Annotated in this window: 17 protein-coding genes, 1 tRNA gene and 1 pseudogene; 13 read left to right on the top strand and 6 right to left on the bottom strand. The window is 61.0% G+C overall.

All coding sequences use genetic code 11. The annotated features are described in order from the left end of the window. The first annotated feature begins 35 nt into the window (after positions 1-35). Positions 36-293 carry a hypothetical protein gene (locus NR164_RS01580; protein WP_017846323.1) on the top strand — a complete coding sequence of 86 codons (258 nt, stop codon included), beginning with the start codon at positions 36-38 and terminating at the stop codon, positions 291-293. Between the two features lie 106 nt (positions 294-399). Here the strand turns inward: NR164_RS01580 and NR164_RS01575 are convergent, their stop codons facing one another. From NR164_RS01575 to NR164_RS01565, 3 genes are all read right to left on the bottom strand, one after another. Continuing rightward, entirely contained in the window at positions 400-711 is a 312-nt protein-coding gene (locus NR164_RS01575) for an AzlD domain-containing protein (protein ID WP_046383547.1), read from the bottom strand. Beyond that, on the bottom strand, positions 708-1,403 hold the full coding sequence (locus tag NR164_RS01570; protein ID WP_177030600.1) for an AzlC family ABC transporter permease: 696 nt from the start codon (positions 1,401-1,403) through the stop codon (positions 708-710). Before NR164_RS01570 ends, NR164_RS01575 begins: the two co-directional genes overlap by 4 nt. 71 nt (positions 1,404-1,474) lie before the next feature. Beyond that, positions 1,475-1,690, bottom strand: coding sequence for a hypothetical protein (locus NR164_RS01565; RefSeq protein ID WP_017846326.1), 216 nt, complete (start codon positions 1,688-1,690; stop codon positions 1,475-1,477). A gap of 177 nt (positions 1,691-1,867) precedes the next feature. On the opposite strand from NR164_RS01565, the gene NR164_RS01560 reads away from it, so the two are divergent. The 10 genes from NR164_RS01560 (at position 1,868) to NR164_RS01510 (ending at position 11,656) form a co-directional block, all read left to right on the top strand. After that, positions 1,868-2,224 carry a metalloregulator ArsR/SmtB family transcription factor gene (locus tag NR164_RS01560; protein WP_046385300.1) on the top strand — a complete coding sequence of 119 codons (357 nt, stop codon included), beginning with the start codon at positions 1,868-1,870 and terminating at the stop codon, positions 2,222-2,224. Positions 2,225-2,243: 19 nt separating this feature from the next. Then, positions 2,244-3,527 (top strand): arsenic transporter, encoded by a 1,284-nt coding sequence (locus NR164_RS01555; protein WP_169882024.1) that lies wholly within the window; start codon positions 2,244-2,246, stop codon positions 3,525-3,527. A 13-nt stretch (positions 3,528-3,540) separates the two neighbouring features. Next, positions 3,541-4,020 carry an arsenate reductase ArsC gene (locus NR164_RS01550; RefSeq protein ID WP_046383550.1) on the top strand — a complete coding sequence of 160 codons (480 nt, stop codon included), beginning with the start codon at positions 3,541-3,543 and terminating at the stop codon, positions 4,018-4,020. A 2-nt stretch (positions 4,021-4,022) separates the two neighbouring features. Beyond that, positions 4,023-4,709, top strand: a complete 687-nt coding sequence (gene arsH / locus NR164_RS01545) for an arsenical resistance protein ArsH (protein WP_108524189.1) — start codon at positions 4,023-4,025, stop codon at positions 4,707-4,709. 50 nt (positions 4,710-4,759) lie between these two features. After that, positions 4,760-5,551 carry an AraC family transcriptional regulator gene (locus NR164_RS01540; protein WP_256822169.1) on the top strand — a complete coding sequence of 264 codons (792 nt, stop codon included), beginning with the start codon at positions 4,760-4,762 and terminating at the stop codon, positions 5,549-5,551. Positions 5,552-5,625: 74 nt separating this feature from the next. Further along, positions 5,626-6,237, top strand: coding sequence for a LysE family transporter (locus tag NR164_RS01535; protein ID WP_256822168.1), 612 nt, complete (start codon positions 5,626-5,628; stop codon positions 6,235-6,237). Positions 6,238-7,084: 847 nt separating this feature from the next. Then, positions 7,085-9,799 carry a magnesium-translocating P-type ATPase gene (gene mgtA, locus NR164_RS01525; protein WP_256822167.1) on the top strand — a complete coding sequence of 905 codons (2,715 nt, stop codon included), beginning with the start codon at positions 7,085-7,087 and terminating at the stop codon, positions 9,797-9,799. A 65-nt stretch (positions 9,800-9,864) separates the two neighbouring features. After that, positions 9,865-10,212, top strand: coding sequence for a DUF2493 domain-containing protein (locus NR164_RS01520; RefSeq protein ID WP_046383555.1), 348 nt, complete (start codon positions 9,865-9,867; stop codon positions 10,210-10,212). Positions 10,213-10,230: 18 nt separating this feature from the next. Then, entirely contained in the window at positions 10,231-11,022 is a 792-nt protein-coding gene (locus NR164_RS01515; protein ID WP_256822166.1) for a hypothetical protein, read from the top strand. A 106-nt stretch (positions 11,023-11,128) separates the two neighbouring features. Continuing rightward, entirely contained in the window at positions 11,129-11,656 is a 528-nt protein-coding gene (locus NR164_RS01510) for a DinB family protein (RefSeq protein WP_046383557.1), read from the top strand. Between the two features lie 2 nt (positions 11,657-11,658). Here the strand turns inward: NR164_RS01510 and NR164_RS01505 are convergent, their stop codons facing one another. Continuing rightward, the gene (locus NR164_RS01505; protein ID WP_017846336.1) at positions 11,659-12,117 is read right to left on the bottom strand and encodes a GFA family protein; all 459 of its coding nucleotides are present in this window, start codon (positions 12,115-12,117) and stop codon (positions 11,659-11,661) included. Between the two features lie 196 nt (positions 12,118-12,313). Between NR164_RS01505 and NR164_RS01500 the strand changes: the two genes are divergently transcribed. Then, positions 12,314-12,595 carry a hypothetical protein gene (locus tag NR164_RS01500; protein WP_017846337.1) on the top strand — a complete coding sequence of 94 codons (282 nt, stop codon included), beginning with the start codon at positions 12,314-12,316 and terminating at the stop codon, positions 12,593-12,595. Between the two features lie 56 nt (positions 12,596-12,651). Here NR164_RS01500 and NR164_RS01495 read toward each other — a convergent pair whose 3' ends face one another. Beyond that, positions 12,652-12,843, bottom strand: coding sequence for a DUF2188 domain-containing protein (locus tag NR164_RS01495; protein WP_079443901.1), 192 nt, complete (start codon positions 12,841-12,843; stop codon positions 12,652-12,654). A gap of 336 nt (positions 12,844-13,179) precedes the next feature. Between NR164_RS01495 and NR164_RS01490 the strand changes: the two genes are divergently transcribed. Continuing rightward, positions 13,180-13,266, top strand: a tRNA-Leu gene (locus NR164_RS01490). Positions 13,267-13,472: 206 nt separating this feature from the next. On the opposite strand, the pseudogene NR164_RS01480 reads toward NR164_RS01490, so the two are convergent. Continuing rightward, positions 13,473-13,593, bottom strand: a pseudogene (locus tag NR164_RS01480) (cell wall hydrolase); the annotation flags it as partial. Positions 13,594-14,003: the final 410 nt, after the last annotated feature.

The following is a 14,003-nucleotide window of genomic DNA, read 5'->3' as shown; positions in this document are numbered from 1 at the left end:
GCCTACTTGCGAGTTCGCTTCTACCTGGAAAACCGATGACACCCAATGCCGAACGCTACAACCCATCCACCGACTATGCCGACAAGCTGATCAGCCGCATCGGCCAGACGCCCACGTGGATCGCCAAGCGCATTGGCGTGACGGACAAGCGCATTCGCTACATTCTCGACGGCGAGCGCACGGTGAAAGGCGAAAGTACGCCGATCCAGATGACCTACACCGAGCAGTTCGCGCTGGAGTGCCTGGCGGCCGAGGCCAAGGCGAAAAAGAAGGCGACGCCGCCCACCGAATGAATTTAGTTTCACTGTGACAGCAGAACGCGCCACCGATAATGGCCGGGCTCATTTTTAGAAGTCTCCTTCAGCCCGCCCTCCCGCGGGCTTTTTTTCGCCGGTGTGTTTAGAACCACCAGCGAAACAGGTAGAACAACGCCATGCTCAACAGCACGGTGAGCAGCACATTGCGCGTCCAGACCATCAGCGCCACCGCGCAGATCCCGGCCAGCAGGTAGGGGTTGGCCGGGCTCAGGTTGAGCCGGTGGTCGGCAAAGAAAATGATCGGCCCGCAAATCGCCGTGAGCATGCCCGGTACCGCGAACCCGAGAAACTCCCGCGCACCGCGGGTGAGCCGCACGGGCAGGCGCGGTTCGATAAACAGGTAGCGGTTAAAAAATACGATCAAGCCCATTGCAACAATCATCACAAAAATCATGCCTGCCCGACTCCCAGTCGTTTGCAGGCATACCCTGCACTCATGCCCAACACACCCGATACCACCACGGCCGACTCCCACTGCAGGAAGCTCAAGCCGACCGAGCACAACAGCGCCACCGCCACGCACACCACGGTGGGCACATCGCGCACCACGGGCGTGATCAACGCGATAAACGTCGCGACAATCGAAAATTCCAGGCCCAGGTGTTCGAGCCCTGGAATGCTCTTGCCCAGGACAATGCCAGCGAGGGTGAACAGGTTCCAGACGATATAGAACGTCAGGCCAACACCCAGCGCGTACCAGCGGTTGAAGGTTTCGCGGTCGTACTGGCTGACCAGGGCGAAGAACTCATCGGTCATCAGGAAACCCAGGCTCATGCGCCAGCGCGGTTTGAGCACGGACAATGTCGGGCGCAGATGCATGCCGTACAGCAGATGTTGTGAGGTCAGCAGCAAAGTCGTGAGCAAGATGGAGATCAGGCTGGCGCCGCTCTTGACCATGCCGATGGCCACCAGTTGCGCGGCACCGGCAAACACGATGGCGGAAAGCCCCTGGGCTTCGAGCGGGGAAAAGTGCGCTTCGATGGCCATTGAACCAGCCAGCAAGCCCCAGGGCGCGCACGCCAGGGACAACGGAATGACAGCAATCGCGCCACGGGCGAAGGCGTAGTGAGGTAAAGCAGTAGGCATGGGAACCGCTCATCGACAGACAGTCGACAAGCATGCCAGCGCAATATGCAGGTTGTCTTGAACGATCTTGCTCAGGCGAGCCTTACCGACACCAGTTCAACCGAGTCCCGCGCTTCGCGCAGTTCATAGGCGTCCTGGTTGAGACGGTGGATGGTATTGAGCAAGCGCTGGCGCAGCACTTCATCGCCGAGTTTTTCGACGGCACGCATCAGATCGAACGCCGCGGTTTCGTTATTTTCCGCGACGGAATCGAGGGTCTTGCGCAGATTGCGAGTGGCACGGGTCACGCGTGGTATTCCTTCATCAGCTATGGGCAGGCACTTTAGGACATTTGTGTTTCATTTTAATTTCAATCACTTGTGGCGTGTTTCCAGACATTTGATCCATATCAATTGAAACAGGATTTGACTGAAACATATGGAAATACGTATATTCGGATATACCTATACGAGCAGGCCTTGACCGTGTCAGTCCCTTTCTCACCTCCAACCCTATTCAAATGCCTGGCCGATGCCACTCGCGTGCGAATGACCTTGCTGATCCTGCGCGAAGGCGAACTTTGCGTGTGCGAACTGATCCATGCACTTGACGACAGCCAGCCGAAAATCTCCCGCCACCTCGCGCAACTGCGCAACAGCGGGTTGCTGCTGGATCGTCGCCAAGGGCAATGGATCTACTACCGCATCAATCCGGCACTGCCCGACTGGGTGACTCACGTGCTGGACACCACCCTGCAAGCCAACCAGCCATGGTTGCAAAACGACGCGCTGCGTCTTGATGCAATGGGCGACAGACCACAACGAGCCAGCACCTGCTGTTGAGCCACCGGAGCGTTTATTCATGCTTGTCGCAATTGCGATTTTTATCTTCACCATCATCCTGGTCATCTGGCAGCCCAAAGGCCTGGGTGTCGGCTGGAGCGCGACCATGGGCGCGATCCTCGCACTGGCCTGCGGCGTGATCAGCCTGGCGGACATCCCGGTGGTGTGGCACATCATCTGGAATGCCACCGGCACCTTTGTCGCGCTGATCGTCATCAGCCTGTTGCTGGACGAGGCCGGGTTCTTTGCCTGGGCTGCGCTGCATGTGGCCCGTTGGGGCCGTGGTCGCGGCCGGCGGTTGTTTGCCTACATGGTGCTGCTGGGCGCGTTGGTGTCGGCGCTGTTTGCCAATGACGGCGCGGCACTGATCCTCACGCCGATTGTGATGTCGATGCTGCTGGCGTTGCGCTTTTCTCCGGCGGCGACCCTGGCGTTCGTCATGGGCGCGGGGTTTATCGCCGACACGGCGAGCCTGCCGCTGGTGGTGTCGAACCTGGTGAACATTGTCTCGGCGGACTATTTCAAGATCGGCTTCAATGAATACGCAGCGGTGATGGTGCCGGTGAACCTGGTCAGCGTCGCCGCCACCCTGGCGGTGCTGTTGTGGTTTTTCCGCCGCGATATTCCGCAGACCTACGACCCGGCGGACCTGGCGGACCCGGCCAGCGCCATTCACGACCGCGCCACTTTTCGCGCCGGCTGGTGGGTGCTGGGTATCCTGCTGATCGGCTGCTTTGCCCTGGAACCGTTGGGGATTCCCATCAGCGCGATCTCTGCGGTGTGCGCGGTGTTGCTGCTGGTGATCGCCGCCAAAGGCCACAAGATCTCCACGCGCAAAGTGCTCAAGGAAGCGCCCTGGCAGATCGTGATCTTTTCCCTGGGCATGTACCTGGTGGTCTACGGGCTGCGCAACGCCGGGCTGACCACTTACCTGGCGACCTGGCTCGACACCTTCGCCACCTATGGCGTATGGGGCGCGGCGATGGGCACCGGGGTGCTGACGGCATTGTTGTCCTCGGCAATGAACAACCTGCCGACCGTGTTGATCGGTGCGCTGTCCATCGAATCCAGCCATGCCGCGGGCGTGGTCAAGGACGCGATGATCTACGCCAACGTGATCGGCAGCGACCTCGGCCCGAAAATCACCCCCATCGGCAGCCTGGCCACCCTGCTGTGGCTGCATATCCTGGCGCGCAAAGGCATCACCATCACCTGGGGTTACTACTTCAAGGTCGGCATCGTCCTGACCTTGCCGGTGTTGCTGATCACTCTCGCCGCCCTCGCCTTGCGTCTTAGCCTCTGAAGGACATACGCCAATGAAAGTCTTGTTCATGTGTACCGCCAACAGCTGCCGGAGCATTTTGTCCGAAGCGATGTTCAACCACCTGGCGCCAGAAGGGTTTGAGGCGGTCAGCTCCGGCAGCTTCCCCAAGGGCCAGGTGCTGCCCCGCAGCCTGAGCACCTTGCAGGCGGCGGGCATCCGCACACAGGGCTTGTACAGCAAGGGCAACGACGCCTTTGAAGGCAGCCCGCCGGATGTGGTGATCACGGTGTGCGACAAGGCCGCCGGTGAAGCCTGCCCAGTGTATTTCGGCCCGGCGCTGAAGGCGCACTGGGGGTTGGCAGACCCTTCGGATGTCGACGGCGACGAGGCGAGCATCCAAGCCGCATTCGACGCCACGCTGCGCACCATCGCCACACGCTGCCGGGCGTTTTTCGCGCTGCCCTTCGCCGACCTCAACCCTGGCGAACTGAAAGCCGAACTCGAGCGCATTGCGCTGTTGCAGGCGGAGTAACCATGAGTACCCTGCCCAATCTGGACGCGTCGTTAATCACCTCCGGCCCGCTCGATTCGAGTCGGCCGCCGCGCATTCTGCTGCTCTACGGCTCAACCCGCGAACGCTCGTTCAGCCGCCTGCTGGTGGAAGAGGCCGCGCGCCTCTTGCAGCACTTGGGCGCACAAACGCGCATTTTCGACCCGAGCGGCTTGCCATTACCCGATGATGCCCCGCGTGAGCATCCGAAGGTGCAGGAGCTGTTGGAACTGATGCAATGGTCGGAAGGCCAGGTCTGGTGTTCCCCTGAACGACACGGTTCGATGTCGGCGGTGTTCAAAGCGCAAATCGACTGGGTGCCGTTGTCCTTGGGCGCGGTCCGCCCGACCCAGGGCAAAACCCTGGCGGTGATGCAAGTGTGCGGCGGTTCCCAGTCCTTCAACACGGTCAACCAACTGCGCGTACTCGGGCGTTGGATGCGTATGTTCACCATCCCCAATCAATCCTCGGTGCCCAAGGCGTTCATGGAGTTCGATGATCAGGACCGCATGAAACCCTCGGCGCTCTATGATCGCGTTGTCGACGTGATGGAGGAACTGGTGAAGTTCACCGTGCTGCTGCGTGATCGTCCGGATTTGGTCGACCGCTACTCGGAGCGCAGGGAAAGCGCCGAAGAACTGTCGCAACGGGTCAATCAACGGTCGATCTGAGCCTGGCTGACGGCGTATGCTCACGTCCATCCCATGACTGAGCCGACCCCATGAGCACCCTGCAACACGCCTGGCTGGGCGACTACGAAATCAACAGCGTCCACTGCTCCGGCCTGACCTTTGCCCGCCACAGCCACGACGAATGCGTGATCGGCGTGAACCTGGTGGGCGAAGAAAACGTGTGGCTGGACCGCCGCGAATTCGTGGCTGGGCCAGGCGCCATCACCTTGTACAACCCCGGGCAGATTCAGGGCGGCGGTGCAGCGGAAGGCACGCCGTGGCAGTTTGTCAGCCTGTACGTCAGCGCCGAGCAATTGGCCGCCGACCTGGGGTTGGCGCATGTCGAATTCGATCGATCGTTGTGTTTCCAGCCGGATCTGGCGCGGCGCCTGGCGGTTGTGGCAAAAGGCGCATCGAGCGGCGACGTTCTGGTCCGCGAGCTGAACGAAGACGCCCTGGTTGTGCTGCTGGGAGAAGTGGTCGGCCTCAGCGGCGTGCGCTTGCCCGGCAACGCGGCAGCCGGCAAAAGCCTGATCGGCCGCGCCCAGGAATTGCTCGCCGCACAGTTGCATCAATCGCTGCCCCTGGACCACCTCGGCGAGGCGCTGGGGTTGTCCAAGTTCCACCTGCTGCGCACCTTTCAAAAAGAGACCGGGCTCAGCCCTCGCCAGTGGGCCATGCAATTGCGCACGCGCCGCGCCAAAGGCCTGTTGCGCAATGGGATGGCGGCCGGCGAGGTCGCCCATCAGCTCGGTTTTGCCGACCAGAGCCACCTCAACCGGCACTTCCGCGCCGCCTATGGCCTCACGCCTGGCCGCTATCAGAGTGTGGCGAAACGCTGAACAGCACAATCTGGTCCAAGACAACGCGTGCGTGCGCCAGCACACTGCCCGCCATCACTTGATGGAGCATAGGGATGCTGGCGATCTTCTTTTACGCACTGGTATTCGGTTTTGTGTTTTGCCTGTCCCCCGGCGCTGTGCTGGCGGAGACCTTGCGCCGTGGTTTGCAACACGGTTTCACCCCGGCGTTGCTGGTGCAGGTCGGTTCGCTGGTCGGCGATGCGGTGTGGGCCGTGATCGGCCTGACCGGCATCGCGCTGTTGATCCAGCATGACGCCGTGCGCGTGCCGCTGACCCTCCTCTGCGCGCTCTACCTCGCCTGGCTCGGCGTGCGCAGCCTGCTCGACGCCTGGCGTTTGCCCGCAGCCGCCAGCGCACCGGCCGGCTCCGGCACGAATGCGCTGGCGGTGGGCGCAGCCATTTCGCTGGCCAACCCGAAGAACATTGTGTACTGGGGGGCGCTGGGCAGTGCGTTGTCGGGCATCGTCGGGGCTACGCCCAGCCACACGCAGACGCTGATGTTTTTCGGCGGTTTCATGCTGGCCTCGGTGCTGTCGTGTTTTCTGACGGCCGCACTGGTCAATCTGCTGCGCAAGAACGCCTCGCCGACCTGGCAACGCATCAGTTACGCGGCATGCGGTGTAGTCTTGATCTATCTCGCCGTTCTCGCCGCGCAAGGCATATGAAGTTATATATGCCCGGTAACTTGTGAATATGTTTTATCTGAATAGACTCTGAACACTTGGCAATTTAATTAATCATGCGTTGACATTCCGCAACCGGCTGAGTAGATTGCCCCTGCCCGCAACTGGGGCCTTTTTTAAACCTCACAAAAGAAGCCAATGGACACAGTATCTAGTCGCTGTCCGAGCACCGCGTTGGCGGGCATCGGGCGCCCAACCCAGAAGATGACAGGACTTGCCTCTCCGGTCCGGTAAGCTGCGCTAGAGCTTGTGCTCCACCGTAACTGCCTCGCCGGTCGCCCGTCCGGTCCCGAGGTGTGTTATGACCTTCCAAACCTTTGTTGTAAAAGATGTACGAACGCTGGCCGCGACCCTGCGGGCCAAGCTGTGCCGAGCGCCCGCAGGCGTTTGTGTTGCCCGCCCGGCCTTTGCCGTACCCTCCCCTCGAATGCGCCCGGCCCATCCGCTGGCGCGCTGGCGTGCCTGCCCGACGACTGGCCGACTGCAGCAGCATTGGGCTCACGCCGCCCCTCAAGACCCACAGAGACGTAACGTTTCCAACCTGGCTGAAGCCCGCCTGATGCCCGCTCTTTACCTGGGCACTCGCGCCGCTTGACCGCTTGGAAACAGCAACTTCCTGATCAATACCCTGGAGTTCTTTTATGAACCTTTCCAGTAGTAGCCCGCTGCGCGCGCAGTAACTAACGCGCACTTAGCGGGCCCATTGAAAGTTATTCAACACCTTATTTGAACCGATCGCGAAGTCCGCGGCTCGGCATGCTTTCGCTCGCCTGTCATCAGGTCAGTACCGGGTATGTTTTGTCGAGAACTGGCGACAGGAGTACACACCATGAGCGCCGTAAAAAAACCGCCACAGCCCAACAAAAACCGCACCGACGCCGACGCTCGGCTATCAATGCGGGCCGCCCGCGAAGCCCATAACGGCCTGTCGGCCCCCCTGGCCAATGTGCGAGCCACTCTGGATGGCCTGACCGAGTTGGATGCCACTGCACGCCTGCAACAGCAAGGCCATAACGAAGTCGCCCATGACAAGCCGCCTCACGCATTCATCCAGTTCCTGCAGGCGCTGAACAATCCGTTTATCTATGTGCTGCTGACGCTGGGCGCGATCAGCTTCGTCACCGATTACTGGTTGCCGTTGCAGGCCGGTGAAGAAGTCGACCTGACCAAAGTCATCATCATCATGACCATGGTCCTGCTCAGCAGCCTGCTGCGGTTCTGGCAGGAGCACCGTTCGGCCAAATCCGCCGAAACGCTCAAAGCCATGGTCCGCACCACCGCCACCGTACTACGCCGCGAACAGGTCGGCGCCCAGCCAACCCTGCGCGAAGTGCCGATGCGCGAACTGGTGGCCGGCGATATCGTGCAGCTATCGGCCGGCGACATGATCCCGGCCGACATCCGCCTGATCGAATCGCGTGACCTGTTCATCAGCCAGGCGGTGCTGACCGGCGAAGCCTTGCCCGTGGAAAAATACGACACGCTGGGGGACGTGACGCAAAAGTCCGCCAGTACCCTTGCCGCCGACCAGGGCAACTTGCTCGACCTGCCGAACATCTGCTTCATGGGCACCAACGTGGTCAGCGGCCGCGCCAAAGCCGTGGTGGTGGCCACCGGACCGCGCACCTACTTCGGCTCGCTGGCCAAGGCGATTGTCGGCTCCCGGGCGCAGACCGCGTTTGATCGCGGCGTGAACAGCGTCAGCTGGCTGCTGATCCGCTTCATGCTGGTGATGGTGCCGATCGTGTTCTTCCTCAACGGCTTCTCCAAGGGTGACTGGGGCGATGCCTTCCTGTTTGCCCTGGCGGTCGCCGTCGGCCTGACCCCGGAAATGCTGCCGATGATTGTCAGCGCCAACCTGGCCAAGGGCGCCACCGCCATGGCCAAGCGCAAAGTGGTGGTCAAGCGCCTCAACGCGATCCAGAACTTCGGCTCGATGGACGTGCTGTGTACCGACAAGACCGGCACCCTGACCCAGGACAAGATCATCCTCGAGCACCACGTCAACGCCTTTGGCCAGCGTGACGACGCGGTGCTGTCGCTGGCCTGGCTCAACAGCTATCACCAAAGCGGCATGAAGAATCTGATGGACCAGGCCGTGGTGCAGTTCTCGGCACAAAACCCCAAGTTCCAGGCGCCGTTTGCCTACAGCAAGGTCGATGAATTGCCGTTCGACTTTGTACGCCGTCGCCTGTCGATTGTGGTCAAGGACGCCGCCGGCGACCATCTGCTGGTGTGCAAGGGTGCCGTGGAAGAGATGCTGAGCATTGCCACCCACGTGATCGAAGCCGGCGCCGCGGTGCCGCTGGATCAGCGGCGTCGCGAGGCGTTGCTGGCGATTGCCAATGACTACAACGAAGACGGCTTTCGCGTGTTGGTGGTGGCCACCCGCAATATCCCGAACGCGTTGGCGCGCCGGCAGTACACCACCGCCGATGAGCGCAACCTGGTGATCCAGGGGTTCCTGACCTTCCTTGATCCACCGAAGGAAACCGCAGGCCCGGCGATTGCGGCGCTGCAACAGATCGGCGTAGCGGTAAAAGTGCTGACCGGCGACAACGCCGTGGTCACCAGCAAGATCTGCCGCCAGGTCGGCCTCGACCCAGGCCAGCCGCTGCTCGGCGTGGACATCGAAGCAATGGACGATGCAACCCTGCAGCGCCGCGTGGAAGAGCGCACGGTGTTTGCCAAGCTGACACCGCTGCAGAAGTCGCGGGTGCTCAAGGCCCTGCAAGCCAACGGCCACACTGTCGGTTTCCTCGGTGACGGCATCAACGATGCGCCGGCGCTGCGCGATGCCGACGTGGGGATCTCGGTGGACAGCGGCACCGACATCGCCAAGGAATCGGCCGACATCATCCTGCTGGAAAAGAGCCTGATGGTGCTGGAAGAAGGCGTGCTCAAGGGCCGCGAAACCTTCGGCAATATCATGAAGTACCTGAACATGACCGCCAGCTCCAACTTCGGCAACGTGTTCTCGGTGCTGGTGGCCAGTGCGTTCATTCCGTTCATGCCGATGCTGGCGATCCACCTGCTGCTGCAGAACCTGATGTACGACATCTCCCAACTGGCCTTGCCGTGGGACAAGATGGACAAGGAATACCTGGCCAAGCCACGCAAGTGGGACGCGAAGAACATCGGCCGCTTCATGCTGTGGATCGGGCCAACCTCGTCGATCTTCGACATCACCACCTTTGCGCTGATGTGGTACGTGTTCGCCGCCAACAGCGTGGAGATGCAGACCCTGTTCCAGTCCGGCTGGTTCATCGAGGGCCTGCTCTCGCAAACCCTGGTGGTGCATATGCTGCGCACCCGCAAGATCCCGTTCTTCCAGAGCACCGCGGCATGGCCGGTGTTGCTGATGACCGGTGTGGTGATCGCCCTGGGGATCTATGTGCCGTTCTCGCCGCTCGGCACCCTGGTGGGCCTGCAACCGCTGCCGCTGGCGTACTTCCCATGGCTGGCAGGCACCTTGCTCAGCTACTGCTGCGTGGCTCAACTGATGAAGACGATCTACATCCGCCGCTTCAAGCAGTGGTACTGATCACTCCCGCCGTTCAGACGGTGGCGGTCGCTCGGCTGCCACCGTGCATTACAAGGATTTCAAGCATGCGCGTGTTGATCTGTGCAGGTCGTCATTACGCCGACACCCAACGTTCCCGCCACGTGCTGGACGCTTACCACCGCCTGCGCCCGGTGCAGGTATTGATCCACGGCGGCAACCAGTTCCTCGGCAGCGAGATTGAGGAGTGGGCGCGGGAAATCGGCATCGACGTGGTGCGTTATCCGCCCAATTGGCAACGCCATGGCAAGCAGGCGGAACGCCAGCGCAACCATTTCATGCTGACCGACAGCCGCCCTGATGTGGTCATCGCCCTGCCCGGTGGCGATGACACGTCAGAGCTGGTCTGTCAGGCCAAAGCCAGCGGCATTTCGGTGCTGACCGTAGAAAGCTGAATTCAAGCGAGGCACAACATGTACAAAAAACACCGCCAACCCTCGGACAGGGTTACCCGCTATCGAGGCGCTCGCCATACCCTCTTGTTGTTACCGCCAGCCAAACGGCGGGCGTTACGGCGCAACCTGATGTTTATCGGGCTCACACTCAGCGTCATCCTGCTCATCAGCCTATTCTCGAAGGCCTTCGCGGCAGGGGGCGCTTATGCAGTCGACGACGGCGCGATCAATGCGCCCGGCGAATGCAACGTCGACGCCTGGTACAGCGCTCACCGACACGACGGCGGCACGCACAATGAGACACTGTCGCCTGCCTGCACCTTCGAGGCCCTGCCCGCCGTGCAATGGGGCGCGGCATTGTCACGGGCCAACCGCGAGACGCAAGTGAGCCCGCAAGTGAAGGCGCAGGTAATGTCACGTCAGGACCTGCGCCTGGAGATAGCCGTGTCCGCCAGCGCCCACGTTGCCCCGGACCGGCGACATGCGTTTGATGGCGCGGACTTCAACGTGCCGTTGACGTGGCAACCGCTGGAGCCCCTGCGACTGAATCTGAATGCCGGCTGGACCCACGCGTATGACGACGGCGAGCAAAACCAGCGTCTCACATGGGGCGCCGGCGCCGAATATCGGGTAGCGCACTCGTTGACGCTGATTGTCGAGCGCTACGGCCAAAAAGGCGCTGAGCAGGCCTGGCAAGCGGGGCCGCGGTTCCACCTTGGGCCGTTGATCGACGTCGATGTGGTGGTTGGGCGCAGCCTGGTCGCTGAACGCGCGCAATGGTTGACCACCGGCGCCACGTTGCGTTTCTAGGCGTCACGCCTTCGCAGGGGTGGTGTCCTCTGGCGGAACCCGATGACCGCGGGGTGGGCACGCCTTATGATGGCGCCATCGCGCCGCCCAGACAGAGAGAAAGCCCGTGAACCGTATCGAACAGATCGCCTTGATGGCGACCTACAACCAGTGGATGAACCGTAAAGTCTACGACGCGGCCGCGAAGCTGACGGACGCCGAACTACGGATGGACCGCCGCGCATTTTTCGGCTCGATCCTCGGCACGCTGAACCACCTGACACTGGGCGACACCGTGTGGCTCAAACGCTTTGCCCAGCACCCCGCCAGCCATGCGGCGCTGGCACCGTTAAGCGGCATTGCCGCCCCCACCGATCTCAAGCAACTGGCCTTCGCCGACCTGCACGAACTGGCCACCCACCGCACCTGGCTGGATCGACTGATCATCGACTGGGCGCAAAGCCTGCGCGAGCCTGACCTCGACCTGCGCCTGCATTACCACAACATGCGCGGGGTCGCGGCAGACAAGCCGTTCTTCGGCCTGCTGGTGCATTTTTTCAATCATCAGACCCACCACCGGGGCCAGCTGACGACACTGCTGACCCAGGCCGGACACGATGTGGGCGATACCGACCTGCTCGCGCTGATCGACTGAACTCAGCGGGCGCTGAACTCGGCGTAAGCCTGCAACAAACGCGGAAAATCCTCCGGCCCGGGCAATTGTGCAAAATGCTCGACCGCCGGCGTCGTGGCCCAAGGCAATTTCTCGCTGGTCCAGGTTTCCATGAACGGCGGATAATCCTCGGCATTCTCCAGCATCGTCGCACGCACATTGACGAACTCATCGATGCCATGGGGCCGTGTAAACAGCCAGCTCATGCAATGGGGGCAAAAGTAATGGCGGTCCACGCCATGCATGCCGCCGATCACCGGGCAACCCTGGGTCACGGTGAACGCGCTGGCGGGAATCAGCGCACTGAGGGAGAACGCGCTGGCGGTCATCTTCTGACAACCGGTGCAATGGCAAGCCATGGTGATCACGGGGGGCTGGCTCACACTGAAGCGCACGCGGTTACAACGGCAACTGCCTTCACGTGGCAGGTTTTCGACGCTCATCACTCACTCCTTTTTATGACTGGACTTGAGGCAGAGTAACGTCGAGCCTTGCTGTTGAGAAGGGCCAGGCCCGTAAACCGAACGCTGCGACCAGCGCGGGGTCGTAATTGTAGGTGTCGGGATCAATCGTAGCCCGCCCTCCCCGCGTGCATTGTGGATCTGCAGATGCGCGTACCCCCAAGAAGGAGACGCTTACATGGTCATTCACTTCAAGGTCGCCGGGCACTTAGCCTGCGGCCATCACGGCGGCAGCCTCCCCTCCAGCACCGAGCTGAACCGCGTCAAATGCCGAACCTGCCGCAACACCGAGGCCTACAAGGAAGCGCGCCGCACCCAGCGCAACGCCGCCCGCCGAGCTTCGCGCGCAGCCAAGACCCACACCTCCAGCGACTGGCGCAGCGCCTGGGCGCAACACTTGACCGACCTGCCAGGGTTGCAGCGCCTGCCACGCGGCTTCAGTGGTCAGCCCTTCGTGTAGTCCCAAACAGCAGAAGCCCCGGTTGCGCCGGGGCTTGGTTCTGCTGAATTAATCACTCAGTCATCATTGGACCCCGGCCTGCCACGCGCCTTGCGCACCGACAGCGTGGCCGCATAGGCCAGCGCCTGCTCGCGGGAATCGAAGGACGCCAACCGGTCCTGAGCCGTACACACCCGCCACGGCCCGAAATTGACCTGCACGATGTCATACCCATTCAGATGCAGCTTCTTGAGTGTTGGAGCGCTCATAGTCACCTCGCTTTTCCTGAGATTTCCAAGCGTTGCACGGCCTACCTTACACCTGCATCCAGCGCCGTTGCGAACCACATGTCGCAACGGCTTATGCCCAAGGCCGCCACTGCTGAGTCGTCCACTCTGAAGCAGCGTGACGGCGTATTGCCGCACCTGTCATTTATGAGGCGTATTCGCCGGCCCTGGGAATCTTCGGCTTGTGCTCAAAAGCCGATGTAGATCACTGATCTATCGAGCTTTTTCATCCCGGTGTTTGTGCAAGAAAGGCAACCTCCGACCTTGCGCCCTGACGCCCGGATCTATATATTCCCAACCCTGCTGCACCGCGCTGCCGCCCGAATGGCGAAACTGGTAGACGCATGGGACTTAAAATCCCCCGCTCGTAAGGGCGTGCCGGTTCGATTCCGGCTTCGGGCACCATAGATATCAAGGGCTTGCATGATGAACTTCATGCGAGCCCTTATCTTTTTTGCTCCGCAATTTTCAGACCTGTTCCGCAACTCTCCATTCCCCGGCGTCCTGCCGACCGAACACCAACGCCTATTTTGAAACACTCCTCACATACGCCTGGCTCGCCCGCAGCGCGATCAATCCTTGAGCGCCGTCACCGGTGATGGCGAGAATTCGTTGAGCACTCGGTGACGGATGGTCCAGGCCACGGCGATCTGTCCGTCCAGACCTGCACCACGGGCCTCACGCCAAAGGGGGGCGCGCCAAGATATCCCGGTCTGTTCCGGTTGCAGTCATACTTTTCTCCCTACGAAAAAACCCGCACAACGGCGGAGATTAGAGGTGAAAAGCAGTTTGGTTTACGTGGGCACGCGGTGCAGTACCAAGATGAATATTGGCAATACAGCTATTGCGACAACGAGTTCCCGCACCGTTATTATTTGACAGCCTCTAGATGGGGCACATCGCTATCATCTGCGCCAAATTACGCATAGCAGAAGGAGCGTGTTAATTGTGTTGAGACCCGCCAAAACTACCAATCGCCACGGATGGGTTTGGGTCTACAGAAAAATCAGACACCTTGGATTCTCTCGTTTTACTGCTTTTTACAGGGTCAGCCTCTACGTTCTACGAGGAGATACCGGAACTTTCAGGTTCAAGTATGGCTGGCAAAAATTCCGCTTCCGCCGTTAATTACGGATGGCGCC

Origin of the sequence: Pseudomonas sp. Pse79 (assembly GCF_024519615.1) — a bacterium.
Classification (GTDB): Bacteria; Pseudomonadota; Gammaproteobacteria; order Pseudomonadales; family Pseudomonadaceae; genus Aquipseudomonas; species Aquipseudomonas veronii.
Note: the sequence above shows the minus strand (reverse complement) of the source record. Positions and strands in the feature narration are given on the sequence as shown.

What these genes read in the sequence shown, in the direction of transcription:
- NR164_RS01580 (WP_017846323.1), top strand. Translation starts at nt 36, where the DNA reads ATGACACCCAATGCCGAACGCTACAACCCATCCACCGACTATGCCGAC.
- NR164_RS01575 (WP_046383547.1), bottom strand. Translation starts at nt 711, where the DNA reads ATGATTTTTGTGATGATTGTTGCAATGGGCTTGATCGTATTTTTTAAC.
- NR164_RS01570 (WP_177030600.1), bottom strand. Translation starts at nt 1,403, where the DNA reads ATGCCTACTGCTTTACCTCACTACGCCTTCGCCCGTGGCGCGATTGCT.
- NR164_RS01555 (WP_169882024.1), top strand. Translation starts at nt 2,244, where the DNA reads ATGCTTGTCGCAATTGCGATTTTTATCTTCACCATCATCCTGGTCATC.
- NR164_RS01550 (WP_046383550.1), top strand. Translation starts at nt 3,541, where the DNA reads ATGAAAGTCTTGTTCATGTGTACCGCCAACAGCTGCCGGAGCATTTTG.
- arsH (WP_108524189.1), top strand. Translation starts at nt 4,023, where the DNA reads ATGAGTACCCTGCCCAATCTGGACGCGTCGTTAATCACCTCCGGCCCG.
- NR164_RS01540 (WP_256822169.1), top strand. Translation starts at nt 4,760, where the DNA reads ATGAGCACCCTGCAACACGCCTGGCTGGGCGACTACGAAATCAACAGC.
- NR164_RS01535 (WP_256822168.1), top strand. Translation starts at nt 5,626, where the DNA reads ATGCTGGCGATCTTCTTTTACGCACTGGTATTCGGTTTTGTGTTTTGC.
- mgtA (WP_256822167.1), top strand. Translation starts at nt 7,085, where the DNA reads ATGAGCGCCGTAAAAAAACCGCCACAGCCCAACAAAAACCGCACCGAC.
- NR164_RS01520 (WP_046383555.1), top strand. Translation starts at nt 9,865, where the DNA reads ATGCGCGTGTTGATCTGTGCAGGTCGTCATTACGCCGACACCCAACGT.
- NR164_RS01515 (WP_256822166.1), top strand. Translation starts at nt 10,231, where the DNA reads ATGTACAAAAAACACCGCCAACCCTCGGACAGGGTTACCCGCTATCGA.
- NR164_RS01505 (WP_017846336.1), bottom strand. Translation starts at nt 12,117, where the DNA reads ATGAGCGTCGAAAACCTGCCACGTGAAGGCAGTTGCCGTTGTAACCGC.
- NR164_RS01500 (WP_017846337.1), top strand. Translation starts at nt 12,314, where the DNA reads ATGGTCATTCACTTCAAGGTCGCCGGGCACTTAGCCTGCGGCCATCAC.
- NR164_RS01495 (WP_079443901.1), bottom strand. Translation starts at nt 12,843, where the DNA reads ATGAGCGCTCCAACACTCAAGAAGCTGCATCTGAATGGGTATGACATC.